At 38.1% G+C, this 26633-nt stretch carries 22 protein-coding genes and 1 pseudogene; 13 read left to right on the plus strand and 10 right to left on the minus strand.

Going from position 1 to position 26633, the window contains the following annotated elements; translation table 11 throughout:
- The first annotated feature begins 640 nt into the window (after window positions 1–640).
- The 6 genes from I593_RS02850 (at window position 641) to I593_RS02875 (ending at window position 7376) form a co-directional block, all read left to right on the plus strand.
- Window positions 641–3325, plus strand: a complete 2685-nt coding sequence (locus I593_RS02850; protein WP_016166072.1) for a TonB-dependent receptor — start codon at window positions 641–643, stop codon at window positions 3323–3325.
- Window positions 3326–3488: 163 nt separating this feature from the next.
- Window positions 3489–4199: an energy transducer TonB gene (locus I593_RS02855; protein WP_016166073.1), complete on the plus strand. Its 711-nt coding sequence runs from the start codon at window positions 3489–3491 to the stop codon at window positions 4197–4199.
- A gap of 28 nt (window positions 4200–4227) precedes the next feature.
- The gene (locus I593_RS02860) at window positions 4228–5097 is read left to right on the plus strand and encodes a MotA/TolQ/ExbB proton channel family protein (protein ID WP_016166074.1); all 870 of its coding nucleotides are present in this window, start codon (window positions 4228–4230) and stop codon (window positions 5095–5097) included.
- A gap of 15 nt (window positions 5098–5112) precedes the next feature.
- Entirely contained in the window at window positions 5113–5538 is a 426-nt protein-coding gene (locus tag I593_RS02865; RefSeq protein WP_016166075.1) for an ExbD/TolR family protein, read from the plus strand.
- Window positions 5539–5559: 21 nt separating this feature from the next.
- On the plus strand, window positions 5560–5982 hold the full coding sequence (locus I593_RS02870; RefSeq protein WP_016166076.1) for an ExbD/TolR family protein: 423 nt from the start codon (window positions 5560–5562) through the stop codon (window positions 5980–5982).
- Window positions 5983–6251: 269 nt separating this feature from the next.
- Window positions 6252–7376 (plus strand): hypothetical protein, encoded by a 1125-nt coding sequence (locus I593_RS02875; protein ID WP_016166077.1) that lies wholly within the window; start codon window positions 6252–6254, stop codon window positions 7374–7376.
- 70 nt (window positions 7377–7446) lie between these two features.
- Here I593_RS02875 and bioD read toward each other — a convergent pair whose 3' ends face one another.
- The 5 genes from bioD to I593_RS02900 all read right to left on the minus strand — a co-directional run bounded on the left by bioD (window position 7447) and on the right by I593_RS02900 (window position 12131).
- Window positions 7447–8088 carry a dethiobiotin synthase gene (gene bioD / locus I593_RS02880; protein ID WP_016166078.1) on the minus strand — a complete coding sequence of 214 codons (642 nt, stop codon included), beginning with the start codon at window positions 8086–8088 and terminating at the stop codon, window positions 7447–7449.
- Window positions 8085–8864 (minus strand): malonyl-ACP O-methyltransferase BioC, encoded by a 780-nt coding sequence (gene bioC / locus I593_RS02885; RefSeq protein WP_016166079.1) that lies wholly within the window; start codon window positions 8862–8864, stop codon window positions 8085–8087. The genes bioD and bioC overlap by 4 nt, the downstream gene beginning before the upstream one ends.
- 9 nt (window positions 8865–8873) lie before the next feature.
- Window positions 8874–10031, minus strand: a complete 1158-nt coding sequence (locus I593_RS02890; protein WP_016166080.1) for an 8-amino-7-oxononanoate synthase — start codon at window positions 10029–10031, stop codon at window positions 8874–8876.
- Window positions 10019–11311, minus strand: a complete 1293-nt coding sequence (bioA, locus tag I593_RS02895) for an adenosylmethionine--8-amino-7-oxononanoate transaminase (protein ID WP_016166081.1) — start codon at window positions 11309–11311, stop codon at window positions 10019–10021. Before bioA ends, I593_RS02890 begins: the two co-directional genes overlap by 13 nt.
- A gap of 88 nt (window positions 11312–11399) precedes the next feature.
- Complete coding sequence (locus tag I593_RS02900; RefSeq protein WP_016166082.1) at window positions 11400–12131, minus strand: alpha/beta fold hydrolase; 732 nt, start codon at window positions 12129–12131, stop codon at window positions 11400–11402.
- Between the two features lie 282 nt (window positions 12132–12413).
- Here I593_RS02900 and I593_RS02905 point away from each other — a divergent pair, with 282 nt between their 5' ends.
- The gene (locus I593_RS02905) at window positions 12414–12953 is read left to right on the plus strand and encodes a peroxiredoxin (RefSeq protein WP_228130558.1); all 540 of its coding nucleotides are present in this window, start codon (window positions 12414–12416) and stop codon (window positions 12951–12953) included.
- Window positions 12954–13020: 67 nt separating this feature from the next.
- Here I593_RS02905 and ftn read toward each other — a convergent pair whose 3' ends face one another.
- The gene (gene ftn, locus I593_RS02910) at window positions 13021–13485 is read right to left on the minus strand and encodes a heteropolymeric bacterioferritin subunit Ftn (RefSeq protein ID WP_026441177.1); all 465 of its coding nucleotides are present in this window, start codon (window positions 13483–13485) and stop codon (window positions 13021–13023) included.
- Window positions 13486–14057: 572 nt separating this feature from the next.
- Between ftn and I593_RS02915 the strand changes: the two genes are divergently transcribed.
- Window positions 14058–15125: an SDR family oxidoreductase gene (locus I593_RS02915; RefSeq protein ID WP_016166085.1), complete on the plus strand. Its 1068-nt coding sequence runs from the start codon at window positions 14058–14060 to the stop codon at window positions 15123–15125.
- Between the two features lie 355 nt (window positions 15126–15480).
- Here I593_RS02915 and ligA read toward each other — a convergent pair.
- Window positions 15481–16500: pseudogene (gene ligA / locus I593_RS02920) on the minus strand (NAD-dependent DNA ligase LigA); the annotation flags it as partial.
- A 116-nt stretch (window positions 16501–16616) separates the two neighbouring features.
- Between ligA and I593_RS02925 the strand changes: the two are divergent.
- The 4 genes from I593_RS02925 to I593_RS02940 are packed head-to-tail and all read left to right on the plus strand — an operon-like array spanning window position 16617 to window position 23453.
- Complete coding sequence (locus I593_RS02925) at window positions 16617–19517, plus strand: hypothetical protein (protein ID WP_154653727.1); 2901 nt, start codon at window positions 16617–16619, stop codon at window positions 19515–19517.
- 5 nt (window positions 19518–19522) lie between these two features.
- On the plus strand, window positions 19523–21541 hold the full coding sequence (locus tag I593_RS02930; protein ID WP_016166088.1) for a hypothetical protein: 2019 nt from the start codon (window positions 19523–19525) through the stop codon (window positions 21539–21541).
- A gap of 5 nt (window positions 21542–21546) precedes the next feature.
- A complete protein-coding gene (locus tag I593_RS02935) occupies window positions 21547–22083 on the plus strand; it encodes a hypothetical protein (RefSeq protein ID WP_016166089.1) in 537 nt (178 codons plus the stop codon).
- A complete protein-coding gene (locus I593_RS02940; protein WP_016166090.1) occupies window positions 22083–23453 on the plus strand; it encodes a site-specific integrase in 1371 nt (456 codons plus the stop codon). Before I593_RS02935 ends, I593_RS02940 begins: the two co-directional genes overlap by 1 nt.
- Before the next feature lie 125 nt (window positions 23454–23578).
- On the opposite strand, the gene I593_RS02945 is transcribed toward I593_RS02940, so the two are convergent.
- On the minus strand, window positions 23579–24073 hold the full coding sequence (locus I593_RS02945) for a hypothetical protein (protein ID WP_016166091.1): 495 nt from the start codon (window positions 24071–24073) through the stop codon (window positions 23579–23581).
- Between the two features lie 251 nt (window positions 24074–24324).
- Here I593_RS02945 and I593_RS02950 point away from each other — a divergent pair, with 251 nt between their 5' ends.
- Window positions 24325–24645 carry a helix-turn-helix domain-containing protein gene (locus tag I593_RS02950; protein ID WP_016166092.1) on the plus strand — a complete coding sequence of 107 codons (321 nt, stop codon included), beginning with the start codon at window positions 24325–24327 and terminating at the stop codon, window positions 24643–24645.
- A gap of 336 nt (window positions 24646–24981) precedes the next feature.
- Here I593_RS02950 and I593_RS02955 read toward each other — a convergent pair whose 3' ends face one another.
- Complete coding sequence (locus tag I593_RS02955) at window positions 24982–26457, minus strand: 3'-5' exonuclease (protein ID WP_081401214.1); 1476 nt, start codon at window positions 26455–26457, stop codon at window positions 24982–24984.
- A partial coding sequence (locus tag I593_RS02960) for an IS3 family transposase (protein ID WP_016166094.1) occupies window positions 26433–26633 on the minus strand: 201 nt, incomplete at its 5' end. The genes I593_RS02955 and I593_RS02960, both read right to left, overlap by 25 nt.

Below are 26633 nucleotides of genomic sequence, written 5' to 3' on the forward strand. Positions count from 1 at the left end.
GCAAATTCTATGTCATCCGTCCTCTGCTTAAATCATGAATCCACAATGATTTGAGGCTAAAGCGAATTTCGTGCCATCCTGAAAAACTTGCCAGTGTTTAAAAAAATCACATTATTTAAAGTTATTTTTTATTAGATATTTATCGTATTTTTATCTAACTATTTTTTACATCTCATTGACCAAAAAGTACAACAACCAGACCTATAACGAACACTTACATAACGCACAAAAAAAACCCACATATGATTCATAATAGCTCATTATTGATTTTTTTATAACCAAAAATATATTTAGGATATTGTTTTATATATATTTTATTATTTATACGTTTTATGAAAATAAATTATCATTTAAATAAAAATATGAAGTTTCGTTTATTTTTTACACAAAAATTAAAAATACCAAAAATTCACCCTGACTTTTAGTTCCAAATTGACGCATTTTTACCCACACACTATTTTTTGCTTAGCCTACTTATATAGCTAATAAAAGTTGTGAGTAAAATCACTTTTTATTTTTATAAAATATTTAAATTTCAAATATTTAAATTTTAGTCAACTTTTAAAAAACAAATTGGCATCTGAATTGCTTAAACCTAGCCAGCAATCTCGCTAAATACAAAAAAAGGATTACTTTTACGATGATAAAGAACAAAAATGCTAAGGTGGCGGTCAAGCCGTCGGTTAGCAAAGCAATTCTTAAATTAAGTACGCTCAGTTTAAGTATGATGTGTTTGTCTTTAGCTCATGCTGAAGATACAGAAAACACAGAAATACCAGAACAACCCGTAAAAGTTGCCAAAGTCACAGTAACGGGATCTTCCATTAAAGGGGTAGCCGCGCAAAGCACCTCTCCAATTACAATTATTAAAGGCGAAGACTTAACCAATCAGGGGATTACCACCGTCGAAGAAGCATTGACCAAGGTCAGTGCCAACCAAGCGGGCTTTTCGACCTCACAGAACGTAGGTGCAAGTAATACCGAAGGCGCATCGGCCAACCTTCGTGCCTTAGGGACTGACAAAACCCTCGTTCTACTGAATGGTCGTCGTCTGGCCTATAGTGCATTTAGTACCTCCACCACCAACCTAAACATTATTCCATTGGCAATGATTGAACGGATTGAGATTCTGCGTGATGGTGCTTCTGCCGTGTATGGTGCCGATGCCATTGCAGGGGTCATTAACTTAATTACCAAAAAAAGCTACGAGGGATTCAGCATCAGTGGTGGTTTTCTTCAACCTGAGCAGTCAGGCGGAGATAAACAAGACGTCCAAATTTTTGGTGGCTACGGCGATTTAGATGAACAAGGTTTTAACATCTTTGGTGTGGTCGATTACCGTCGTTCTAATGACATTATGGCCAAAGACCGTAAAGTCAGTAAACGCGGTGGAATAATACCTGAGCTCGGTATTGATGCCAGTTCAGCCAATGGTTTCCCCGCAAACTTTTACGACCCGACCACAGGAACATTAGGCAATCCTTATGGCAATAGTAACTGTAATAACACCCCAAATGTCGTCGCAGATGGTGGGCTATGTTATCTCAACACCCAAGCACTGATTGGTATTGCACCTGAAACAGAAACCATTTCGGCAATGGGTCGCGGTACATTCAAACTTAGTGACACCTTCAATGCAATTGGTGAATATATCTATTCTCACAATGAAGTCACCACTTCCATCGCACCCGATGTCTATAGCCGTTCCGTGACCCTGCCTAAAACCAGTCCTTATTATCCTGGTGAAGGCATTACACCATCTGTGGATGGTTTGAGCGGTGTGCCATTACAACTGTATTTACGCTCCCAAGCAGGCAACCGTGTTTCTCAATCTGTCAATGAGTCGCACCGTGCTTTCGTTGGCATTGAGGGTGAAGCCTATGGATGGGACATTAACGGTGGCGTGACCTATGCCAAAAGTGAAGCGACTGACAGTTTTGTCAGTGGTTATTTAAACCGCAGTAAATTACAAGCCGCTTTAGATGATGGCTTGATCAATCCTTTTGGTGCCAGTCCAGACTCAAGTTTATGGAATTCTTTTTCGGTCACAGGCGAATCGAATGTTGCTTCATTAGATTCCACTACAGTCGATCTAACTGTGAGTCGTCCAATTTATACCTTACCCGCTGGGGATATTGGTCTAGCACTCGGTGGCAGTTTCAGTAAACAAGAATGGGAAGCTAAGGTTAATTCAGACATTGTGAGCCAAGTTCCAGGCAGCGGTATCGACCCGAATAAACCCCTCAGCCAAGGTGACCGTGATATTACGGCCTTCTTTGGTGAGTTACATATTCCAATCACCAAAACCTTAGAGGCGCAACTGGCGGCGCGTTACGATGATTATAGTGACTTTGGCGATACCTTTAACCCCAAAATTGCTTTCCGCTGGGAACCACTCAAACAACTGATGTTCCGTACCTCCTATAGTACAGGTTTCCGCGCACCAAGCTTATATGACATCAATGCACCACAGAGCGAAACCTACACTGGAGCAAAATATGATGATCCAGTACTCTGCTCGGGCGGTAAAGATGCAACTCCTGCTCAATATAAAACTGAATGTAATGTGCAGTTCAAGCGTATGCAAGGAGGTTCACCCGATTTACAACCAGAAGAATCCACCTCATATACTGCGGGTTTTGTGCTCGAACCCATCAAGAATTTAGTGTTCACGGCCGATTACTACAACATTGAAATTGATGGTCTGATCGACACCATTAGTGATGCTATGATTTTTGCAAATCCAACTAAATATGCGGACCGTTTTGTGCGTGATGCTGAAGGTCGGATTAAATATGTCAACACAACACTGGTGAATATGGGTGGGATTAAAACCGAAGGGATTGACCTAACCCTAAACTATTTAACGCCAATGACCGCAACAGGTCGTTTTGGTTTCGGCATCGATGGCACCTATATCATCAAATATGACAAACAAGAAGAAGCTGGCGGTGCTTGGGAAGGCAAAGTCGGAACTTATGATGACCCTGCAATTCTGCGTTGGAAACACGTTGCCAACATTAACTGGAGTTATGAAAACTGGAAGATGATGTTTGAGCAAGAATTCTACCGTGGCTACAAAGACCAAAATGCCATTGGCGATGATGCTTATGACTACCACAAAGTCAGTGACTACACCCTCTATAACGTTTCAGGGACCTATAAAGGCTTTAAAAATCTAGAGCTAACAGCAGGCATTAAAAACCTATTTGATGCCGAGCCTGCCGCATCGAATGTGATGGATAACTTCCAATACGGTTATGACCCACGCTATAGCGACCCAACTGGACGCGCTTACTACCTGCGAGGGACGTACAAATTCTAATTGATGTTCTGTCCATACTGTCTTGAGAACCTCCAGCCATACAGTATGGACAAAACTTTTAATCCTTCGTTTAGCCAAACAGCAAATACCGTCAATCGGTCCATCTTTCATAAGCAGTGATGCTTGAACGATTTATTGTTTGTCTCAAATTTCAGGAGTAACCATGGGCACAAGTTTCACAGCATTAGAAAACAATTCAGCCAAACGCCTGATTGGTATTGGGGCAGTCATCTTTCTGCATCTTATTATTTTCTATGCCCTTATGGCGGGTTTATCCAAAACCATACATAAGCCCGAAGAACCCACTGTGGAATTGATGATTATTCAAGATAAACCACCTGAACCCGAAAAACCAAAACCCAAAGAAATTCCACCTGAACCACCCAAAATGGTTAAAGAGGTCGTAAAAACCCCTGTACCCGAAAAGCCAGTGGAAAAAATCGAACCTGTACAAAAAACAGCGCCCGTTAGCCCAACTCAGCCTGTAAAAGCTGTCACACCGACACCTACCACAGCGCCTTCACCAAGTCCAGTGCCCGCCCCTACACCTGTTACGGCAGCAGCGACACCTGCCCCTGCACCTAAACCTGCGGGTGTAACTCGCGGAGCATCGCAAGGTCAAGGAGGCTGTAAACAACCAGAAATGCCGCGTGAAGCACAAATGAATGGTGAATTTGGTGCAGTGACCATTTCGGTACTGGTCGGTACGGATGGAAAAGCCAAACAAGTCAAAGTGAAAAAATCCAGCGGTGTGAAGAGTTTAGATAAAGCAGCCTCAAAAGCTTATAGCTTATGCACCTTTAATCCCGCATTAAAAAATGGTGAACCGCAAGAAACTTGGTTTGAAATTCCTTATGAATTTGCACTGGACTAATAAATTAAGCAAAAATTGGAGCATATAGATGAATAAAATGATTAATCCTGTAAAAAAAATGGCCACTGCTGGCTTACTTGCAGCAAGTACCCTTCTTCCGATTCATTCTGCATTTGCTGAAGATACTGCCCCAGCAACGACGACAGCAGTAACTTCGAGTAACATCACCACAGCACCGCAACCACCTGCCAAATCAGAAGCCCCTGCATACAACCCTTATGGCTTGGAAGCCATGTGGAAAGAAGGTGATATGGTCGCCAAAACCACGCTATTTATTTTAGTCATGATGTCGATTGGCACGTGGTACATCATGATTACCAAACTGCTGCAACAATCAAAAATCAAAGGACAAGGTCGTAAAGCCGATGCTGAATTCTGGGATGCCAGCACACTCGAAAGTGCAACAGATAGCTTAGACAAAGACAGTGTTTTCCGTTTTATTGCGGAAAAAGGCATTCACTCGACCAAAAACCACGAAGGAACTTTACTAGAACGTATCGACTTTAACACGTGGGTGACCATTTCCATTCAACGCGCCATCGACAAAATTCAAAGTCATTTGAGTGGCGGACTAGCATTTCTGGCAACCGTTGGCTCAACTGCACCATTTGTAGGGCTATTTGGGACAGTTTGGGGAATTTATCACGCACTCACCGCTATTGGCATGTCGGGTCAAGCATCGATTGATAAAGTTGCGGGCCCTGTTGGTGAGGCTCTGATTATGACCGCGATTGGTCTGGCCGTCGCAGTGCCCGCGGTGCTCGGCTACAACTGGCTAACCCGTCGCAATAAAGCGGTGATGGAAAATGTCCGTACTTTTGGCTCTGATTTACACACGGTCTTACTCAGTGGAGAAATCAGCACTAATCCAAATCATAAAAAAGTCGTGAATAAATAAAAGAGGACATCCACCATGGGCATGATGGTCAGTTCAGATGACAGTGAAGACGATGTAATCGGAACCATTAATACAACTCCACTGGTTGATATCATGTTGGTTCTGCTGATTATTTTCCTTATTACGGTGCCTGTTGCCATTCATACAGTACCCGTAAAATTACCCGAAGAGAAAAATACACCGTATGCCAATAAACCTGAAAATATTCAACTTGCAGTCAATAAAAATGGCGATGTGTTCTGGAATGAAAAATATATCGGAGACAAAGCCACACTAATGACACGCCTAAAAGCTGAGGCACAAAAACGTCCACAGCCCGAAGTGCATATTCGTGGTGATCAACAGACTCACTTTGATGCGATTGATCAAGTGATTAATGCAACCAAACAAGCTGGGATTGGTAAAATTGCTTTTGTCACCACTCCCCCAGTTTCACCGTAATTGGGTCTAAAGGAGCAAGTTATGGGTATGAATGTTGGCTCAAATGATGACGATGATGTACTACTCGATGTCAACATGACACCATTAATTGATGTCATGTTGGTGTTGATTATTATGTTTATTATCACTATTCCAATTCCAAATAATGCCATCAATATTAATTTGCCGAATGGTGCTCCGCCACCACAAAGCAATGAAAAACCACCTGAAATTATCAATCTAAAATTAGATGCACAAGGAAAAATTTTCTGGAATGGTCAACCTGTAGAGAATAAGCAAGCTTTAGAAAACTTATTTATGACGGTGTCAAAAAAGTCCGAACAAGACCAAATTAAATTACAGCCTGACCGTATGACTGAATATAAACAAGTCGCAATGGTCATGGCGATGGCACAACGTCTAAATATCACTAAAATTGGAATTGAGAGTAACGCTTCACTTTAATCTTGTCGAAAAAAAATCCGCATTTCATTTTCTATAAAATGCGGATTTTTTTTTGTTTGTAAAATCGACTTATTCACTGGTCAATTGTCCATTAAAATCCAGTATGAAAACACTCGGCATTCAAATGTTCCTGATTAACGTCATGATGCAGTTTATAAGTTATCACATGTAAGAATAAAAATTATTCACCATACAAACCATTCTGTATATAATCCGCTTCTAACTTTAAAACTTAATAATTCAATAATTTAAAACCTAGAGTCACACAAATGAAGAAATTTACAACTTTAGCACTCTCTATATCTATTACAGTTTTAAGCGGATGTGGAGGGGGATCTGGTGATTCCACTTCCTCGACACCCCCGTCCACTTCAAATTCAAGTTCTGGAGGATCGACCACATTAACATGTAATCAAGGTATTCTTTTAAATTCCCAAATTACTGGAACTACTATTTTTGATGAACCGTTATATGTTATCGACTATGACTATAAGCTTGAGGAATCTGTTCCCCCTCAAACTGGCTACAATGTAACTGATCAATTGTATAGCGATGAAATTAAACTCAAGGGGCAAATGTTATATATCAACTACAATCCGCTTTATAATATCAGCTTAGAAGAACTCGAAAATAATATGATGGATTTCACCACCAATCATAATATCTTAAATTCATTTGGTCTATTTACGCAAAAATCTTTTAATAAGCAGAATGAAGGTTGGCCTTTAGGTTATCTTTCCTCATCTAAAGGGTTAAATATTTCAACTTCACAATTTAATGACACATGTAATTTTAATGCAGGAAAATTAAATTATGACTTTGAAAAATTTGATCTTTCAGGGAAAAAAATAGCAGATATTTTGCCTAGCAATATCTCAACAGACTACCCAAAAGTTCTAGATTATATTTTCATTAGTGATCAAGTGGGTGGCATTCTCAAAAGTAATGCCGATGCTTTTAAAAGCCTCTTAAGTAGTAATGCAACGTTCCCTGCTGGTTCATTTGTATATGTACCAAAAACAGTCATCTATGATGAAAACCAATTTTATTTTTGGAATAATAATATTTCGGAAGCCAAAAGTTTAACTGAATGGGTACAAACGAATTATCCACAAAGTAGTCAGCAATATAAAATCAAAAAAGTGTTTAATCTGAACGTTGCTTATACTGTAGATACCAATGGTAATGACATTTATACGGGTGCAGATCCAGCAATTGAAAAAGACGGCAAAATTTATGATGGTGAGTGGGACATGAAAGGTGACATCATCTCACCAAATTACGGGGAAAAGATTGGTACTTGGGTCAATTATGAATCCAAAGGTAGTTATGCATTATTTAATAAAGCTGGTCATGATTTTATTACCCAACAAATTCTAGCTTATTATCACTAAACGAATAGACTAAATGCATAGCACTATTACAAGGTTTCATCAAACTCGATGAAACCTTGTTTTTAAATGGTCACAGCACAGGAATATCAATCCATTGTGCTTCTGGAAAATGCTTAGCTAAATAAGCTTTCAGATATTCAGAAGTATCTTTGGAAATTAACGAATCTTGCGATTCATCATTTAAGTTATACGCCAACGCATATAAAGATAAACCTCGTGCTTTGAGTGCTTCTAGGCTCAGTAAAGTATGGTTAATACTGCCCAAACGCCCAGAACTGACTAAAATAACAGGAAACTTTTTCTGTTCAAGATAATCAATGGTCAATAACTCTGTGGTGAGTGGCACCATTAAACCGCCAGCACCTTCCAGTAACACCACCTCAAATTTTTCTGCCAATTGCTGTGTTGCCGCTTCAATCTTGGCAAAATCAATGTCACGACCATCGAGTTTGGTGGCTAAATGTGGTGATGCCGGATAGCTAAAAATTTCAGGCATGGTCAGTTTACTTTCATCTTCTGGCAACCAACCTGTCCCCATAATTTCACGGTGCTGCTGAATATCTTCAGAGACATCGACATTACCCGTTTGAATCAATTTTTGCGTGATAACCTGCTGACCTTGCGCATTCCATAACTTTGCCAGATATCCTGTGGTATAGGTCTTGCCAATGCCAGTATCAATCCCACTGATAAAATAGATGTCTGCGCTCATGTTATTCTCCGTGCAATACAATAAATCGGGTGATAGCTGAGTACATACTGTGTTTGCCCTTGCTGATCGATCTCCAAAAACTGCTGATAATCTTGATAAAACTGTTGTAACGTTTTTTTGGTCCAACGATGTGAAGCACTGGTTGCCGTGACACCTGTGGCTTTCAAATGCTGTAACACTTGCTTGGGATGTGAAAAATGCAAGGTCTTGATCTGTTCACTCAGATGCAACACATCAAAACCTGTTTGCGTTAATACCTGTTGCAACTCAGACAAGGTATGATATTCAAGCCCCTGCCCCGTCAAAGCTTTAATTTCCTTTAAGTTCTGCTGCCCAAAAATAGAAAAACAGAAAAAACCTTGTTGCACTAAAGCATACGCAACTTTAGTAAAAACGGCCTGTAAATCGGTCATCCACTGCAATGCAGAACTGGAAGTCACTAAGTTTAATTGTGTTGGAAACTCAAGCTGTTCGATATCGCCAATTCGCCACTCAATCTGTTGCTGCTGTGGGAAATGGCGCTGAACTTCAGCATAAATGTCATTCAGAATCAGCCGATCAATTTGCAAATGTTGCAATAATAGATGACTCAAATTGCCAGAACCACAGCCGATCTCCAGGACACGTGCTTGATGTTGGGTCGGCAGATGATCCAGCATCAATTGCATCAGATGCTGGCAAATTTGCTTTTGTGCGATGGCATGTTCGGTATAGCTTTGTCCCGCTTGTGCAAAACGCAGCGCCACACGAGACTTATCTATTTGAGATGGATTCAACGCTAAAACTCATAACAAAGCGATAAACTGATCCAGTTCATCTTGCTGAAATTGGGTATTTAAACAGATACGTAAACGCGAACTTTGCACAGGTACTGTTGGTGGACGCACAGGCATAATATAGAAACCTGCCTGCTGTAACTGTGCCGCAGTATCGACCGTTTTTTGTGACTCACCAATAATGACAGGCACAATATGGCTGGTCGACGGACAAGCATACCCTTTTGCTTGTACGGCTTGTTGTAAATAAGCGCTTAATTGTTGTAAATGCTGACGACTGGCAGTCATCGTAAGCTGTTTTTTGAAGATAAAGTTGGTCCATGCCATACAAATTGGAGGCTGTGCGGTACTGAAAATCAAAGAACGCATACGATTAATCAGGAATTCACGGATAATCGGATGGCAAATCAAGTAACCACCAACTGATGCCATCGCCTTACCAAATGTCCCTACTAAGAAGTCAATCTGCTCAATCACTTGATATTGTTCAGCGCAGCCTAAACCTTGTTCACCACGTACGCCAATGGCATGTGCTTCATCTACATACAGCATGACTTTGGCAAATTGGGATTTAATCCGTACCAATTCAGCCAAATCAGTTTCATCGCCATCCATACTAAAAATGGATTCAGTCACCACAATAATGCGCTCAAAAGCCTCATCATCATGATATTTTTGTAGCAACTGCGACAGATGCTGTAAGTCATTGTGGCGATAACGTACATACTTGGCAGAAGAAAGACGAATCCCGTCAATCATACTGGCATGCACTAACTTATCTGCAAGAATAAGCGTCTTGGCATCACTGACCGCAGGTAAAATTCCAATGTTCATGTGGTAGCCACTGTTAAATAACAGCGCGGCACGTCCAGCAAAAGCCTGACTCAAACTGGCTTCGAGCCGTTCATATTCGGGAAAATTCCCTGTCAATAAACGCGATGAAGATGAGCTCATTAAACGATGTGCATTTGGGGTTTCATCAAAAAACTGTTCGCGTAAGCTCAGATCAGAAGCCAAGCCCAAATAGTCATTTGAAGCTAAATTCAACATACGGCGTTGCTGAATTTCAATCCACCTCCCCTGTTGGGAGTTTGAAGTAAATTGACGTAAATTGCCCTGCTGTTTCAGTTCATCCAACTGTGCAGCATAATGGTCTAACAAATACATCCGGCTTCCTCTTGCATATGGCGAACCACATCTACCAGTTCAGTCAATAAAGTATTCAACTGCGTTTCAGAAATGACATACGGCGGCATGACATAGACCAACTTACCAAATGGACGGATCCAGATGCCACGTTTTACAAATTCTTGTTGTAGCGTTTTCATATCGACATTAAAGTTCAGCTCAACCACACCAATCGCGCCCAATACACGCACATCCTGCACGTAATTGAGTTGTGCTAATGGGGCGAGATGTTGCTGCAATTGGTTGCCAATACGCTGAATGGTACTTTGCCAGTCTTGAGACACCAAGAGCTGTGTGCTGCGTAATGCCACTGCACAAGCCAATGGATTAGCCATAAAGGTTGGACCGTGCATAAATACGCCCGCTTCACCTTTAGAGATGGTTTCAGCCACATGCTTCGAGGTTAAGGTTGCAGACAGCGTCATATAACCGCCTGTTAAGCCTTTGCCGATACACATGATATCGGGTTCAACTTGTGCATGCTCCCAAGCAAAGAGTTTGCCTGTACGCCCAAAACCAGTTGCGATTTCATCAAAAATGAGCAGGATGTTATATTTTTCACAGAGCAGTTTAGCTTGGCGTAAATACTCAGGATGGTAGAAACGCATTCCACCTGCACCCTGCACAATCGGCTCAATAATCAGACCTGCAATGCTGCGGTGATGCTGTTCCAAGGTTTGTGCGAGTTCAGCAATATCCGCTGGGTCCCAAGTCTGATTAAAACCGACTTGTGGTGCAGGAACAAAAATTCGATTGGGCAAACTGCTGCCAAAAATCTGATGCATGCCCGTCACAGGATCACATACCGACATCGCATTCCACGTATCCCCGTGATAGCCCGAGCGCGGCGTCACAAAATTGGTCTTTTCGATATTGCCTTGCGAAGTCCAATATTGCACTGCCATTTTTAGCGCAACTTCGACTGCAACTGAACCTGAATCGGCATAGAAAATTTTGTCTAAACTGGGTGGCGTAATGTCTAATAATAGTTTACCCAGTTCAATCGCAGGATCATGGGTTAACCCACCAAACATAATATGCGACATATTTTGCAACTGATCGGTCACCGCCTGATTTAAATCTGGATGGTTATAACCATGAATTGCACACCACCATGACGACATACCATCAATCAGTTGTCGTCCATCATCCAGTTCAATGACTGCCCCATAAGCTTTCTTTACTTTGAAAGTTGGCAGCGGATTGGTCATAGAGGTATAAGGATGCCAGATATGTTCAAGGTCAAATAAATCAGTCATCCATAAACTCCTGTGGTGTCGTATTTTTTGCAATGTGGGCTATCTTAAACCTGCAAGTTTCTAAAAAACATTGCGAGAATGGTCATTCCTAGACAGCCTGAAGAGGTTGCTTCAGAAAATCTTCAATAATTTGCATAGTTTGTTCAACTTGGAAGCAAGGGAAACCATGCGAAGCATGTTCAATACTTACAACTTTTACATTTTCTGCAAGTAATTGCTGCATATTTTGAATAATTTCGCAAGGAACCAGAGCATCTTTCTCGGCAAACACATGCAATTGCTGCCCTGTATAATGCGCCAAAGTTTTGGCTAAATTCAACTGCTCTAATAGCACTAAACCTTGTTCTAATAGTGAAATTGGTTGTGGCTTAATCAGTTTTTGCATTTGAATAAAATCTTTCTTGGCAGAATCTGCTCCTTGGCACACCAAAAATCCAAAGCGCTTGAGCGTTGCCACAGCATCTTGTTGGAAGGACTGTTTGAATTGCTTAAATGTTTCTTGCGGCATTGCAGTTGACCAGTTTGGTTGTGCAACAAAACATGGATTGGACGCCAAGCTGATCAAGATTTTTTGTTCTGAAAACTGTTGTTCAAGCTGCTGTACTAGCAGTGTGGCAAGCTGTCCACCCAATGACCAGCCGATAATCACATCAAAACGACGCGCCAGTTCCACATGGTGTTGCAAGGTTTCAGCATCGAAAGCATTAAAAATATTAATTAGCTCAACGATATATCCCTGTTGTTGTAGCTTGTGTTGTAAAGGCTCTAACAGTTGTGTACCACCACCCCAACCCGTAATCAGTAAAATACTTGCGTTCAACGTTTTGCTCTAAAAATAAAACTTTGCACAGCAGTATAACTGCTTTTATTTTGCGACTGAGCTGCATTTCCTATCATTCTCAAACTACAAAGTCACACAGTTCCGCCTTATAAAGTCATCTCACATATGGTTCAGGCTTTAATCCCTCTCACCAAGCACCACACATAGTCGTTCTGGAATTTTGTTGTACGGGTGATAGCAATAGTTTGCTAAGATAAAGTTTCCTTAGCATCAAAAAATTAGAAGAAAATGGCTTTAAATCAATTACTCCGTGTCAGCTTAATGGGGATAACCTGTAGTTTCGGGACTTACCATTTAACTCATGCCGAAACTTCGATTTTTTCTTCTTCCACTGCAAGCCAGAAACAATGGGTTGGACAGGCAGCACCTAGCTTTAAATTACAAGATCAAAATGGCAAATGGCATGAGTCCAAACAATATCGTGGTCAGTGGATGGTCTTGTACTTTTATCCCAAAGATGACTCTCCTGGCTGCACTCAAGAAGCCAACCAGTTTAAAGCACTGTATCCTCAATTTTTAAAAGCAAATGCCGTCGTATTGGGCGTCAGCCTTGACGATGTTAAATCCCATCAAAAGTTTTCCAGTAAATTGGGACTCCCTTTTCCAATTTTAGCCGATCAAAAACAACAACTGGCAGGTCAGTTCGGCATAGTCCGTAATTTTGGTGTAGCTCAAATTGCCAAGCGTGAAACTTTCTTGATTGATCCTAAGGGTACTATTGTCTATCACTACAGCAGTGTGAACACACAAACACATGCCAAACAGGTTCTGGCAGATATTCAAAAATTTTCTAAAAAGTAAAAACATGCAGCATGAAAAAAGGTTTTCAAACTGAAGTCTGAAAACCTTTTTTCATTGCATTCTGTGCTTACATTTGCGACTGAATATAATTTTGTAAGCCAATCAATTCAATTAAGCGAATTTGCTTTTCTAACCAATACGTATGGTCTTCTTCAGTATCTGACATTTGCTGGCGCAACATATCACGTGTGACATAATCACCTTTTTCTTCCGCCAGTTTCACGCCTTGCGCCAATTTCTCACGTACATGATATTCCAGTGCCAAGTCTGCCTTTAAACAGGTCACCACATCTTGTCCCACATGAATATCATCACGGTTCATATTCGGTGTGCCTTCTAGAAACAGTACACGACGAATTAAGGCATCTGCATGAGAGGCTTCTTCTTGCATTTCATGATCAATACGCTCAAAGATTTTACTTAAGCCCCAATCTTCATACATACGTGAATGAATGAGGTACTGATCGCGAGCTGCAAGTTCCCCACCGATCAACATATTTAAATAGTCTACTACTTCTGGATTGCCGCGCATCTCGTTATACCCCATACCTTTTTAAAATATTATGGCGACATTTGAAAAGGATTGCAAAAGTTAAATTTTGTAAGCTTATGATTTTTATAAAATTAAAATGAGAAACATACGCATTTGCAGTTCAATTTAAGCCATTTTCCGCATATAAAATAAGCCTTTGCAGTATTTTGCATCTTAGGGCAAAGGTGATTTCATTCAAAATTTTGCTTATTTTAAAATTTGTAACTATTTAAAATGACCCTTATTTCACCACGTCTTTAAAACATCACGAAGTGAAAATTATCACACCATGATTTTTTTATTATTAAAAATAAAAAGTTACTCTCAATTTAGAACAGCAAGTCTCCACAATTACATAGTAAGCGTTAAACACACCGCCCAATAGTTTTGATTGATCATGTTGTCTATATGGGCTAATCAAGTCGTCTTTACCTCGATCAATTTTGTTTGATGACGTGCATCAACATCTCCGTAAATGACGCATAAGTTAGAAACCTGTTTCCCATAAGCAAAGACTTTCATCACATTCAGGCTTACACTATGCCAATACTTAAAACAACAACGGTTGATCTATGACAAACTTAGCAACACAAGCACCTGTACTGGTCACAGGTGCCTCGGGTTATATTGCCAGTTGGGTAATTCAAAAATTATTAACCCAAGGCTATACCGTACATGCCACTGTCCGTGACCTAAACAAAACGCAAAGCTTCGCGCATTTATCTAAAATTGCAGAAAGCAGCACAGGAACACTCAAACTATTTAAAGCGAATTTGCTTGAACCAAATTCATTTAAAGAAGCCATGCAGGGCTGTGAAATTGTGTTTCATATGGCATCACCTTTCGTCGTTACTAACTATAAAAATGCCGTTAAGGACATCATTGAACCAGCTGTTTTAGGTACAGAAAATGTTTTAAACACCGTAAATGAAACTGAGTCCGTCAAACGCGTGATTGTGACTTCGAGCATTGCATCGACCTATGGCGATGCCGTGGATATTTTAAAAACTGATCATAATACTTTTGATGAAAGTCACTGGAATACCAGCAGCTCAGAGACCCATCAGCCTTATCCATATTCCAAAGTGATGGCTGAGCGTAAAGCTTGGGAAATGGCCGATGCACAAAACCGTTGGCAATTGGTTTGCATTAACCCAGCGTTGGTTTTTGGTCGTTCATTAACGCCAAATACACAGTCAGGTTCAATTGAGGTCTTACAACAATTTACCAATGGCTTAACTCTCGCGGGTGTTCCACCCATGTGGAATGGTGTGGTCGATGTTCAAGATGTCGCCGAAGCACACCTACAGGCTGCATTTAACCCAAAAGCAACGGGTCGTTACATCGTCAGTGGCGATACTTTGAGTTTGCTTGAAATTGGTCAATTACTTAAAGCACATTTTGGTTGGAAATTTCCATTTCCACGCAACGAACTGCCAAAAGCGGCCTTTAAAGTGATTGGTCCGTTCATTGGTTTTAGCCGTGAATTTGTTGAACTGAATATGGGTTACCCTATTTATTTTGATGCGAGCAAGAGCCAAAAAGAATTAGGTTTGCAGTATCGCGATGTCAAAGAAAGCTTGATTGAGCACTTTCAACAGTTGCTCGATGACGGTGTGATCAAACAATATATTCCTTGAAAATAAATAAAAGGCATAATGATAGTCAATTTCATGGCTGACGAGCATTATGCCTTCTCTAAATTGATGAGGACATATGAGACACGAAATGTCATCAACAACTGTTCGAGACAACACTACATGAGAAAAAAATGTTTCTGCGACAATTTTATTCATTGATAACAATGAACGAGTTTTGCTGATGACTAATGCCTTGGGTTACTTTGGACTAATCCAAAGTAACATAGGAACTTCAAGCATTTGATGCTAATACGGTAAGACTCCGCTGTGAACCTCATCATTAAAAGTCGTTTTAGTCGTGCTTTAACTGAACGCTGTTATCTGAACAGTATATTTTTGGTCCAAATCCAAAAATCTAAGCCTCTAACTGACCATAATCTTGCATCAGTTGAATAAACTCGCTTTCATTCATCACATGAATACCGAGCTTCTCCGCTTTTTCTAATTTGGAACCAGCTTTTTCGCCTGCAACTAAGCATTTGGTTTTGCTTGAAACACTGCCACTGACACGCGCACCCAATGCTTGTAACATTTGCGTTGCTTCATCACGTCCCATTTGGCTGAGCGTACCCGTAATCACCCAGCTTTCACCATTAAAAGGTTGGCGTGTTGGAGCGACAGGTGCATCCCAGTGAATGCCTGCTGCCAACAATCGATCCAAAACTTCAAGGTTATGTGGTGCTTGGAAGAAATCGACAATCCACTCTGCCGTAATATCCCCAACATCTGGTGTTTTCTTTAAAGCCTCAATATCTGCTACCCGCAGTGCATCAAGAGTTTGAAAAGTATTGGCTAACATTCGTGCTGTGGTTTCCCCCACTCCGCGTATGCCGAGCGCATAAATAAAAGCTGCCAATGTGGTCTTTTTGCTGTTTTCAATCGCATCAAAGAGATTTTGAACCGACTTTTCGCCCATTTTTTCAATAGTGAGCATTTTTTCACGATGTTCATGTAAGTGGTAAATGTCTGCGACATCTTGAAGTAAATCTAGATGCAACAATGACTCTACCCATCGATCACCCAAGCCTTCAATATCCATGGCTTTACGTGATACAAAGTGACGAATTGCCTCAATACGCTGTGCAGCGCAATATAAGCCACCCGAACAACGTGCTAAAGCTTCACCTTCAGGCATCACTACAGGTGATTCACAAACAGGACATTGTTCTGGTAAATGCACTTCCTGAGTATCATTTGGACGGAATTCGGGCCAGACTTTTTCCACCTTCGGAATCACATCACCACTACGATACACACTGACCGTATCACCAATACGCACATCTAAACGATGAATTTCCCCAATATTATGCAAAGTCACATTCGATACCGTAACCCCACCGACGGCCACAGGATTTAAGCGTGCTACAGGGGTTAATGCGAAATGTAACACTACAACTTTTATTTCATATAGATAACATCATTGTTTTTCTTGATTTTTTTTAAATTATAAACTATGTTTTTCTTATTGAATATTACAAATAGAAAATAACATTGAGCCTACCTCAAAATTGGGATGTATTAAAAAATGAATTAGAAGATATTACATACGCTCATTTATGTAATTACATAAACACATGTACGGTTCATAAACAACAAACATTGCTTAGTTGTTTGTCTATGTACATTCATCTTCTAAATATTCCTTTAAATAATGGCGACAGTTCTGGTTTATACACAGCCTTAATGAAAATTCGAATTCATCTATGTACTCGATTACTTTTTGACTCTGCCAAACAGTACTATTTGTATATCCTTGACTTCATCTATTTTCTTCAGAGTATTGACTATATTAGTAAGAGCTTTTTACCCCCAACCAATATAGCGAACAAAACTGAATATGAATTACTAAAATTGGCTCCACTTTCTACTGAGATTATAGAAAAAATAGCAACACAGAATAATAGTCAAAAACTAGCATTGTTAATTAAAAAACACTGCACCCCAGAATTAGAAACTCATATAAACAGTTATATGAAGACTTTAAATCAAAATGCTTTATTCAGATTCAGGATGTGTGCAACATCTTTTTTTAGTTTAATTGAATATGGTTATGAATGGAGTAAATCACAAACTTATATTGAAAAGATGCTCGTTAAATACAATATAGAATTAAACTTACGATCAACAAAAGACTGTCCAACTTCAAGATCCCTATATTATAGCCTGTACAGTTTCTTTTCTTATTTACTTGGCACTGGAAAGATTCCGCGTGAAGTCAATTTACCGCTCTACCAACCTCGAGCGAGATCCTTATTTTCTGAAAAATTAGCTGACAAGAATTTTCGAAGAATAAATAAGTCCATGGATGAAATTAAATCCCATCTTAATCCTGAGTTATATCAAATAATAGAAAAAGAAATAGATAACCTCGGTAACATTAGGTTTAAAATTGACGTTGCTAATGACCTAATAAAGTACATTGAGATTATAAAAAAACCTATAAATAATAGTGACAATAAGCTAATTTTAAATAGATTCCATACAATATCGTGTCACATTTCAAAAATATATGTTTTTGAAAGTGCCAAAAATAGAATAAACACTCTTGCAATTATAATCGAAAAGGCATCCCGAAAAAGTGTAATACTACCTAGACTAACTACTGAGCTTCGTTACAATGAACTGAGAAAAAGTCAGCTCCCTGAATTGGCAATGCAGAAAATCTCTGTCAAGCTTTCTAGTGCAGAAGCTTTGGATGAAGCTTTAAATAAATACTGCTCGATTAAAGTAAGACAAAGACTGCTTGATTTCGTCAATTCTTACAAACATAAAGAGAGAAAAGCTTACAGAAAACCAATAATTGATTTTTTGAACCAAGTTTCGGACAGTTCAAAGGATTGGGAAAAAAAACCCGAAAGAATTCAAAGTGAGTTAATGAATTATAGAGATAATCTACTAAGCGAAGTTGATAGAAGCACTGCATACCAAAGGTATAACAACCTAACAAATGCATTAAAAGTGCTTATCGAGCACGGGCTACTATCTTCAACTACATACATACCCAAAAATATAAAAGAATCCTCTAATGTTGAAAAGTATAGTAATAATCCACTTATCTTGCAGGTTAATTTACGAGATGAAGAAAATCATCAACACTTTTCGAGTAGCAATGAGTTTTTAACCTTTGTTCAATCAAATTTGTCGAGTAACTTAGATCACCTCGTCACGGTTTCAAGGGAAATCATTGTTAAAGGATATGCTAAATATCTTAGTAAAGATGAAGTAATTTCTAGAAGTAAAGGAGTTCCAAAATTTAGTCCAGAAAGTAATTTTGAAAATCAACATTCAGTAGATTTTTTTGATATTAAGTCTTTTAACATCTATCCCACAGAAAATAAAGTTGCGTATTTCAATTATTTTTTTGACGAATTAGTTCAAAATAAAAGGCCTCATAATAGAGAAAATCTTCCATTTGGTACTGATATACTTGAATATTTTGGTTTAACCCCCTTAATTGCTTCTGCGATGCAAATTGTAATCACAGAAGAACTTGGATTTAATCCCCATTCACTCTATGAAGCAGCTATTTCATCCATTCATCGAGGAGAGGTCTTCATTTTAGTCAATGATGAAGGCAGTATAAGAGTAAAAGTTTATAAGAAACGAGCTAAACATATTAGGCAGGTTTCTGCCAAAGGTAGCAATAAACCTTTGAACCAGCTACAACCAGAAGAAATCGATGCTGTGGCTTGTTTCAAGATGGCTTTAGAGATGAGCGAAAGAACTAGAAAGTCACTGAACTCTAAGTACTTATGGACCTGTCTCTTATCAGGAGCTCCTGCAGCTCTCCCTTGGTCAACTACCTTCCAAGGTGCTTTCAATAAAATAAGACTTCTAGCATACGAAAAATCAGGCTCTGAAGAATTAAAGGCTGCTACGTTAAAAAAAGTACGTTGCTCAAAAGGGGTGCTCATCTATCTAGAATCTAAAGGCGACACTTTGAAAGCAACAAACTATTTTGGAAATCAGGTAAAGACCGCCTTAAAGAGCTATATTCCAAAATATTTATCTGAATTGATATACCGAGTAAAAATAAGAGCGTTTCAGAACATATTGCTTTACATGTCTTTGAGCGAACAAGATAGCTCATTTGATATACTAAATTTAACTAAAGAATCGTATATAGCCCGACTCAAACAGGCTTTCAGCAACCCCGATATGGGAGGGCCACTTTTTTCAAAGTTAACAATACAGTCGACAATGTCGAAAGAAACGAGCCCGACTTATTTTTGCCTATCCCATGAAAATATTATTTTGGCTTTAAAGTACATCAAAGAAGGTACAGACGATCAACTAAAAGCAGATTGTGAGGATGTAATCAGAAAGTTATCTGAAGGTTCAACTCATTTAAAAGACATGCTTAGAAAAGCGCACAAGGCATTGAAAGGCTGACAGATATGGGAAATTTAAACTTAGCTTCTACCTCCTTAGCGATTGAACTTTCAGAACAAGAGTGGTTAAAACTGGCTAAATCTGGACAGTATCCAAAGCCGAGATGGATGCTGAACGATTCTATAGGAGACCACGAGTGGCATATTGCTAAAAGTGGATTTGATATCCCATCTGCACCACCATACAAGAGAGAAAGTTATCGGATATTATCATTTCATAAAGAAATTGCACCTGATGAGCTCCTTACGAACGAACAAAACTCAGAACTGCTACATGATTTAAAGAGCAGCTTTCTTTATCTAAGCTTCACTGATGCAGTCTCACGACCTCAACGGTTTTTAGAGATTTTTAATTCGATAATAAGCTTAATTAGACATGCAAATGAATTGAGGAGCAATAAAGACAAACCAATTATTCGACATTTAGACATGATTGGTTTCATTAATACTAAAGAATATTTAAAATCATTTGGAGTTACTGACGAACATTTTTCACACGTGTTAAAAATATCTTCTGAACATCACAATAATTTATCAAAAAAGGATTGGCAAAAAATCCAATCTGAGCTATTAATTACCACTAGAGAAGTGATTAGTCTACAGAGCAAGCTAAAACTTTATTTAAATAATAAAACTAATAACAAAGCTTCACATTATACTTCCGAATATTTCAATGCATCCAATCCCTTATTTGAAGTCGAAATCGACCTTAAACCTAAGGAAAAAACCATTTCAAACGAAATTTCGAAATTAGAGTTACTTTACACTAGTAGAGTGATTCAAAAGCATTCTTTTAATCATTCCCCCCGAGAATTATTTTCTGACGGCCACTCCATCCTAGATAGTTTAAACCCACCCCAAAAAACAAAACTAATCCCTGCTCATATCGCACTTCATGCTATGTCTAAGGCGCTATATTTTGCAAGACAGTTTGGCCCTGAGCTTAGGAGTTATTTAAATTCACTTTGGGCTGCGGAAAAAAATGCCATTGACGCACTAAAAATATCTCCATCACGGATATTTAGAAACACAAAAGTGATACGGGAGCATGCTTTCGCTAACACCTGTATGCCGGATGTACTAAAGGAACTAAAAATTACAACTTGGGAATATCAAGTAGCATTTGAAAATCTAAGTCACAATTGGATAAGAAACAACTTATCAGTTGAAGCCACCATATTACTTTATGTTGCTTCCATGTGGATACTTCTAGCCAGTTTCAGTTCTGGCCGAAGACAATCATTAATCACTTTAAAAAGAAACTGTTTCCGCTTATCACCTATAGATGGATTATTTGATATAACACTGAGAATACCGAAAAGATCCGAAAGACTTGAATTAGAGGATGTCCATAGGCCTATTCCTGATTTAATTTTTGATTATGGAATAGAGTTTTCTTTATTTGTTACACAATTAGAAGAACTGCAAGGATACTTTTTTAATGAACATGAAGTTTATCTATTTGGAAAAGTTCTTTCTTTGCATTCATCAAGCTCTTTCAATCATGCAAAACACCATATTGAAAAAATAGACTTTTATAAATTCCCAATAAGTGGAGATTTAATATACAAAGCTCTGTGTTTTTTTCAAGATTGGTCTCAGTCTCCATTGATAGAGAACAAGAGATGGTATCCAGCACAGCACCAATTTAGAAGACTTTTCGCTGTTTTATACTTTAACTTTTCGGATGATAATGGTTTAGAAGAACTTTCATGGTTTATGGGGCACTCGTCACTTGAGCAAACTTTTCACTATGCAGAAATTTCTCCGTCAGATGAATGGCTAGAAGAAGCTGAGATAGCAATAGCTAGAATCGGTTCTTCATTACATAAACAATTACATGCAGACGACACTATTACAGAGATAGTAAGTCAAGCAAAAAAGTCAACAGAAACAGTCACTGTTCTAGAACCGCTTATTAAGCAAATGATTAATGAGCATAAACAAAAAACAGGAGAAGAAGTTCGCTTTAGGAGAATTGATGGCAAAGATATATTTTTCTACTTCTGCACCCCCGGGAGGTAAATTAAATGCCCAAATTCATAACTGGAGAAACTTCGAAAGCAGTTTTAGCTGAAAAAGAAGCCAAGACTGAATCCCTATCAAAAAAAGCAAACTTGATAAGAAAGATTAGTAGTAAAAATGACATTTATCCCTCATTAGTAGTAAAGCGTAAAACTATATCGCTTTCCTCTGTTTTGCAATGGGAAGACCATGAATTAGAGGTGATAAAATGTGTTTGGAATACCGCCCACGAGGCACATAACGCACAAGTTCTAAAAGCACTATTAGAAGCTATCGACTTAGCTAATTTAAATTTGAATAATGAGCAGTCTGGTAAACAGGTTTCGATTAAAACTGGCTCTTCATCTATCTCAAAAGAAGACTTGAATTTACTCATGCTGGAAAATGAAGAACTTAGAAATGCGTTAGCAGAGGTTTACCGCGCATATATTCAAACACTCGAAAACATCAAAGAAGATAAGACTGTCAATGAAGTACTCCAGTCGCTTCTTAGAAACCAAGCTCTTATACTAGGCAAACAACGAATTTGGCAGTTGAAATAATGACAAGAGTCGTAATCGCAAAGAACCCGAATCTATCATTCTTAACTGTCGGTAAAAAAGGGGCATTTGAGGACTCAGTGCCTCTCCCTATAATTCTCAAGAAAATGGGACAATTCGATTGGGATGCTAATGAGTATTTAACACACTACGCTGGAGGAGCAAGAACCTACAATATAAAACCACTTGCAACGTCTGTGTCAAAAAAGGCTTACAGCTTAAATTTATTTTGTGATTTTCTGGAAGAAAGTAATACGGAATTGAATTACATAAATGATGATACAATGTATCGATATGTAGAGAGATTAAAAGAGCGGAATATCACAGATGCAACTATAATTTCCCATGTTCGCACAGCTTTAGGGTACGTTGTTCACCTCAATGAACGATATCCAAAATGGCATTTAGCTACAAATAAAATCAACCATCATACAAATTATAAAGTTCACTACTCTAATCATAAATATATCCACGGTAGATTTGAAAAGAGCTATTTATCACATAGATGTCTTAATGGCCTTATCCACATAAAAACAGAAGCTGAATTTGTTAAAGATTATGAATATTTAATGTGGTTAGATGCAATAAATTCGACAACGCTTCACCCAGAAGTAGATGATTTTTTAATTGCTAGATGGCAAGCCCTAGGAACTTTAATGGAAATAACTGGTTCAAGGATTTCGGAGGTAAACCAAATCACAAAAAAAATGATACAAAATGCCGCTGCCGACATGTTAAATCCCTCAGCAAAGCATATTATTAGAGACTTAAAAATTGCTAAAGGAAAGTACAAAGGAAAAAGTCGTAACGTCCCTGTGACCAAGGACGATTTACAAGTCATTTTAATATACCTGTATAAAGTAGAGGAACGATTCCCTGATATTAAACATGACAGTATATTTGTAGATGCGAAAACGGGAGAGAAATTAAAACAATCATATCTTAAGAATTACGCGAGAAAAGTTATTAATAACTCACCCCATGCCCAAGCACTAAGACATATTGTGAACCATTCTTTTAGACATAGATATATTACTTTGAATATTGCAAAAGCAATTAGTAAACTTTCTAAACAAGGAAGTTTTTCTAATATACTCAGTGTCGCTGCAGAGGCTTGCAGAAAACTAACCATGCATGCTTCGGATAAAACCTTAGCACACTATGTTCACTTAGCATGTGAGATCAACCAGTACAACAACTTAGAAGATGAAAGTAATGAATCACTATCTAGCCATGTTCGTTCAAGAATAGCAAAGTTAATCAATATATCTGACAGATTTGAATCCTCCTCGTTAAGTAATTCTGATACATTATGCCTCTTATTAAGCGAAATACATGAGCTAAAAAAATTAAATATCGCTACATTCAATTGATGTGTTGACTATATGTTTATAAAGTAAGCCTCCAGTGAAGCTCACTTGAACTCAAGTAAGCTCCCAGTTACGCGGTAGAGAATCACACAATTTATAACTTATAGTTCTCCCTCTTTAGAATGATTCTAGTGAATATTTTCAATATCATTGAAAATATTCAATATAAAACTATTCTTATTTTCTAATTCACTTAACTCTTTGGAGATAACATATTCATACTTATCGAAAAAACTTTGAAGATCTGGGTTTTTACTAATGATATTTTCAATGAAAACTTTCTCGGTTTTACGTCGTTCGAGTACATTTTCCAAACTCTTTTGTTCCTCAATTAATGCTTCTTTGACCTTCTTTACTTTCTCAACATTTCGATAGGATTTTAAATAAGAGGATTCGCTGTATCTAAAAATATTACGATTATTCTCGTCTCTCACTGTTAAAAGGAAATTGCATTTTACTAGAATATTTAATCCTCTATAAATACTTTGCTTTTCAGAGGGCCTAACAAATTGTCTATCATTAAAAATAGCCTTTATAAAGTCATTCGCTCGCCATTCGATGATTTCATGATTCAGTAAAATGTGAAAAAAATCACTGTAAAAAGGTAGAGTATATTTTGACATGGATTAGCACGATTAAAGCAAAAAAGAGTTGATGACCTTAGCGTTGAACTGTATATAGAATCATAACTTTAACAATTGGTAGAGGTTTAAAAATACGCACTTGGGATCAACGCAGATCTAGCAAGTTTGTTCAAAAATTACCATCGGCAATGCAATGTAGCCTTCTTGATTTCACAATACTAAGGAATCCTTAGTAATAACTCAAGTTGAAACTAAGAAAATCTTAGTTTTAAAGTGGGTGCTTATGTTTAATGCCAACACATAATTTAAATGTTTTTGCCTTACGACTTCGTTTAGCGCGCAAAGCAAAAAAACTTTCACAAGAGCGCTTGGGGATCTTGGCTGGAATTGATGAATCTTCTGCTAGTGCGCGTATGAATCAGTATGAGCGTGGAAAACATGTTCCTGATTTTTTAATGGCTTCCAAGATTGCAGAAATTTTAGATTTACCAACAGCATATTTTTATGTAGAAAACGATTTATTGGCAGAAATAATACAAGTTAGTCATACTTTAAGTAATGAGCAGAAGTTAGAAGTTCTACGGTTTATTAAGGACTTACAAGATTTTTGAATCTTATATCTACCCTCCGACAATAGAACGTACGCAATGTCATACTATTCATGTTTAGTAGCGTACTTGAGTAATTTAGTATGAAAATAATCCATTTTTATCCTGTTCTATTTCTCTCGTTTATTTGCCTAAAACTCTGAATGTGATAGCTAACTAAGAAAGACATTGATATTTGACTGAATCAGTAATAATAATCCACTAATTATACTTAAAAGTAGTCCACCGAATTCACGCAAAAACAAGCAAGACCATAACTACATATTCTTATTTAAATGGACACAAAATGGCGCTTAGCCATTGATAGTCAACTTCTCCTACTTGGACAATAAGTGGTGCTTAACTATGTTCGACTTCTCCTATAAAATTCTTTAAAAATTCGGAATCATTTCCATATTGATACACAATATGCAATATCGATTTAGGACGTGTAACCGCAACATAAAAAAGTCTTCTAGCTTCTTTTAGTGTTTGTGGTGTCTTCTTATCTCTCCAGCTAGGTATAACATCATTATTAACACCATAAATAATAACAGCATCAAATTCACGTCCCTTAGAACTATGAAAAGTAGTAAGGGTTAATCTACCACTTCCTTCTGTTTTTCCAGAAAATAGATCAAGGGACATATCTTTTTCTATATCAGGTGAAGTATGTTGAATCAATTCTGAGCATATATACCACTCCTGTAAGTTATTACGGCAAATGATTGTCCAAGGATCTACCAACTCTTTTCTAAATCGGATTAACCACTCATTTGTAGTTTCTTGAAAAGTTATACTTTTTTGTAAAAATTGAATAAGCTGTAATGTTAAAGATTGTTCTTCACTTTGAGTGTAGTGGTTACCATAAACAATACTTAATGCTTGTTTGGCCAGTTTATTAAAAGGCGGGTCGGCAAGCTTCCAACCACCAGTAATCCATTTCGTACAATTTTCAATAAAGCGGGCTAGTTTTGAACTTCTTTTGATCAAAGCATTAGTATCTGTCCGATGATACGTTAATTTTTTTTGTTCTAAAACCTCTACAATTTTATCACCAAGCCAAGCTGCACGATATAAAATAGCTATTTGCTCATTTTTATAACCTTGCGAGTTTAATTGAACTAAAAGATTATTAACAATAAAACTTGCTTGTTTTTCTAAATCACCGTTTACAGAATTAAATATGATTTCTCCTTCAGGTGTACCATCTGGGCTTTTATATTCTCGAACCTCATCAAGAGCCCCTGAAGATGCTTTAACAATTTTTGTTCCTGAACGATAATTAAATTTTAGTTGAATGTTTTGAACATTATTTCTTTCAGTCAAACTCTTTAGTAATTCAGGATTTGCTCCAGTAAATCCGTAAATGGATTGATCGGCATCCCCTACAGCAAATAGCCGAATTTTCCCATCAAAACAAAGGAGTTGAACCAGCTCATGAAGTACATGTCCTAAATCTTGGTATTCATCAACAAATAGAATAGGAAAGCGAGCTTCCAAAGCTTGGCGAATCCAAATATTTTCTTTAATCATTTTAAAAGCAATGAGTGGCATATCATCAAAGTCGATGAGACCATTTTTTCTAAGCTCTAACTCATATGCCTCAATAAATTCAGCCAGTTCTTGATTTTGACCTTTCCAAGCTGGAAGTGATCTATCTACATCTCGACTTCTTTTTTCTTTAGCAAATTCCCACTGCTTGTGAGGATTCCCTGAATCCTTATATATAGTTTTATAAGCATTCTCAACAGCAGCACGGCATTCAGAGGAATTTGCTACTTTAAAATCATCAGGAATACTATCTGATCCTAGACAGTATCGTGGACAACAAATCCCTCTAAATTCTTAAAATATTTCTGTTCAAAGGCTTCTGGGCTTAACCAGCCGTTTGCGGAATGCCTTCTGACCCGATTGTAATAAATCTCAATATAGTCAAACAAGACTGTATTCGCTTCTTTTCGAGTGGCAAACACACTGCCATGGACCACATGACCTTTCAATGTATGAAA

The organism is Acinetobacter tandoii DSM 14970 = CIP 107469 (genome assembly GCF_000400735.1).
GTDB lineage: Bacteria > Pseudomonadota > Gammaproteobacteria > Pseudomonadales > Moraxellaceae > Acinetobacter > Acinetobacter tandoii.

Coding starts and splice junctions, on each gene's coding strand:
- bioA (WP_016166081.1), bottom strand. CDS start 11,311: ATGACTGATTTATTTGACCTTGAACATATCTGGCATCCTTATACCTCT.
- I593_RS02930 (WP_016166088.1), top strand. CDS start 19,523: ATGGGAAATTTAAACTTAGCTTCTACCTCCTTAGCGATTGAACTTTCA.
- I593_RS02940 (WP_016166090.1), top strand. CDS start 22,083: ATGACAAGAGTCGTAATCGCAAAGAACCCGAATCTATCATTCTTAACT.
- I593_RS02935 (WP_016166089.1), top strand. CDS start 21,547: ATGCCCAAATTCATAACTGGAGAAACTTCGAAAGCAGTTTTAGCTGAA.
- bioD (WP_016166078.1), bottom strand. CDS start 8,088: ATGAGCGCAGACATCTATTTTATCAGTGGGATTGATACTGGCATTGGC.
- I593_RS02865 (WP_016166075.1), top strand. CDS start 5,113: ATGGGCATGATGGTCAGTTCAGATGACAGTGAAGACGATGTAATCGGA.
- I593_RS02855 (WP_016166073.1), top strand. CDS start 3,489: ATGGGCACAAGTTTCACAGCATTAGAAAACAATTCAGCCAAACGCCTG.
- I593_RS02945 (WP_016166091.1), bottom strand. CDS start 24,073: ATGTCAAAATATACTCTACCTTTTTACAGTGATTTTTTTCACATTTTA.
- I593_RS02950 (WP_016166092.1), top strand. CDS start 24,325: ATGCCAACACATAATTTAAATGTTTTTGCCTTACGACTTCGTTTAGCG.
- ftn (WP_026441177.1), bottom strand. CDS start 13,485: ATGCGCGGCAATCCAGAAGTAGTAGACTATTTAAATATGTTGATCGGT.
- I593_RS02860 (WP_016166074.1), top strand. CDS start 4,228: ATGAATAAAATGATTAATCCTGTAAAAAAAATGGCCACTGCTGGCTTA.
- I593_RS02875 (WP_016166077.1), top strand. CDS start 6,252: ATGAAGAAATTTACAACTTTAGCACTCTCTATATCTATTACAGTTTTA.
- I593_RS02905 (WP_228130558.1), top strand. CDS start 12,414: ATGGGGATAACCTGTAGTTTCGGGACTTACCATTTAACTCATGCCGAA.
- I593_RS02870 (WP_016166076.1), top strand. CDS start 5,560: ATGGGTATGAATGTTGGCTCAAATGATGACGATGATGTACTACTCGAT.
- I593_RS02890 (WP_016166080.1), bottom strand. CDS start 10,031: ATGTATTTGTTAGACCATTATGCTGCACAGTTGGATGAACTGAAACAG.
- I593_RS02850 (WP_016166072.1), top strand. CDS start 641: ATGATAAAGAACAAAAATGCTAAGGTGGCGGTCAAGCCGTCGGTTAGC.
- I593_RS02915 (WP_016166085.1), top strand. CDS start 14,058: ATGACAAACTTAGCAACACAAGCACCTGTACTGGTCACAGGTGCCTCG.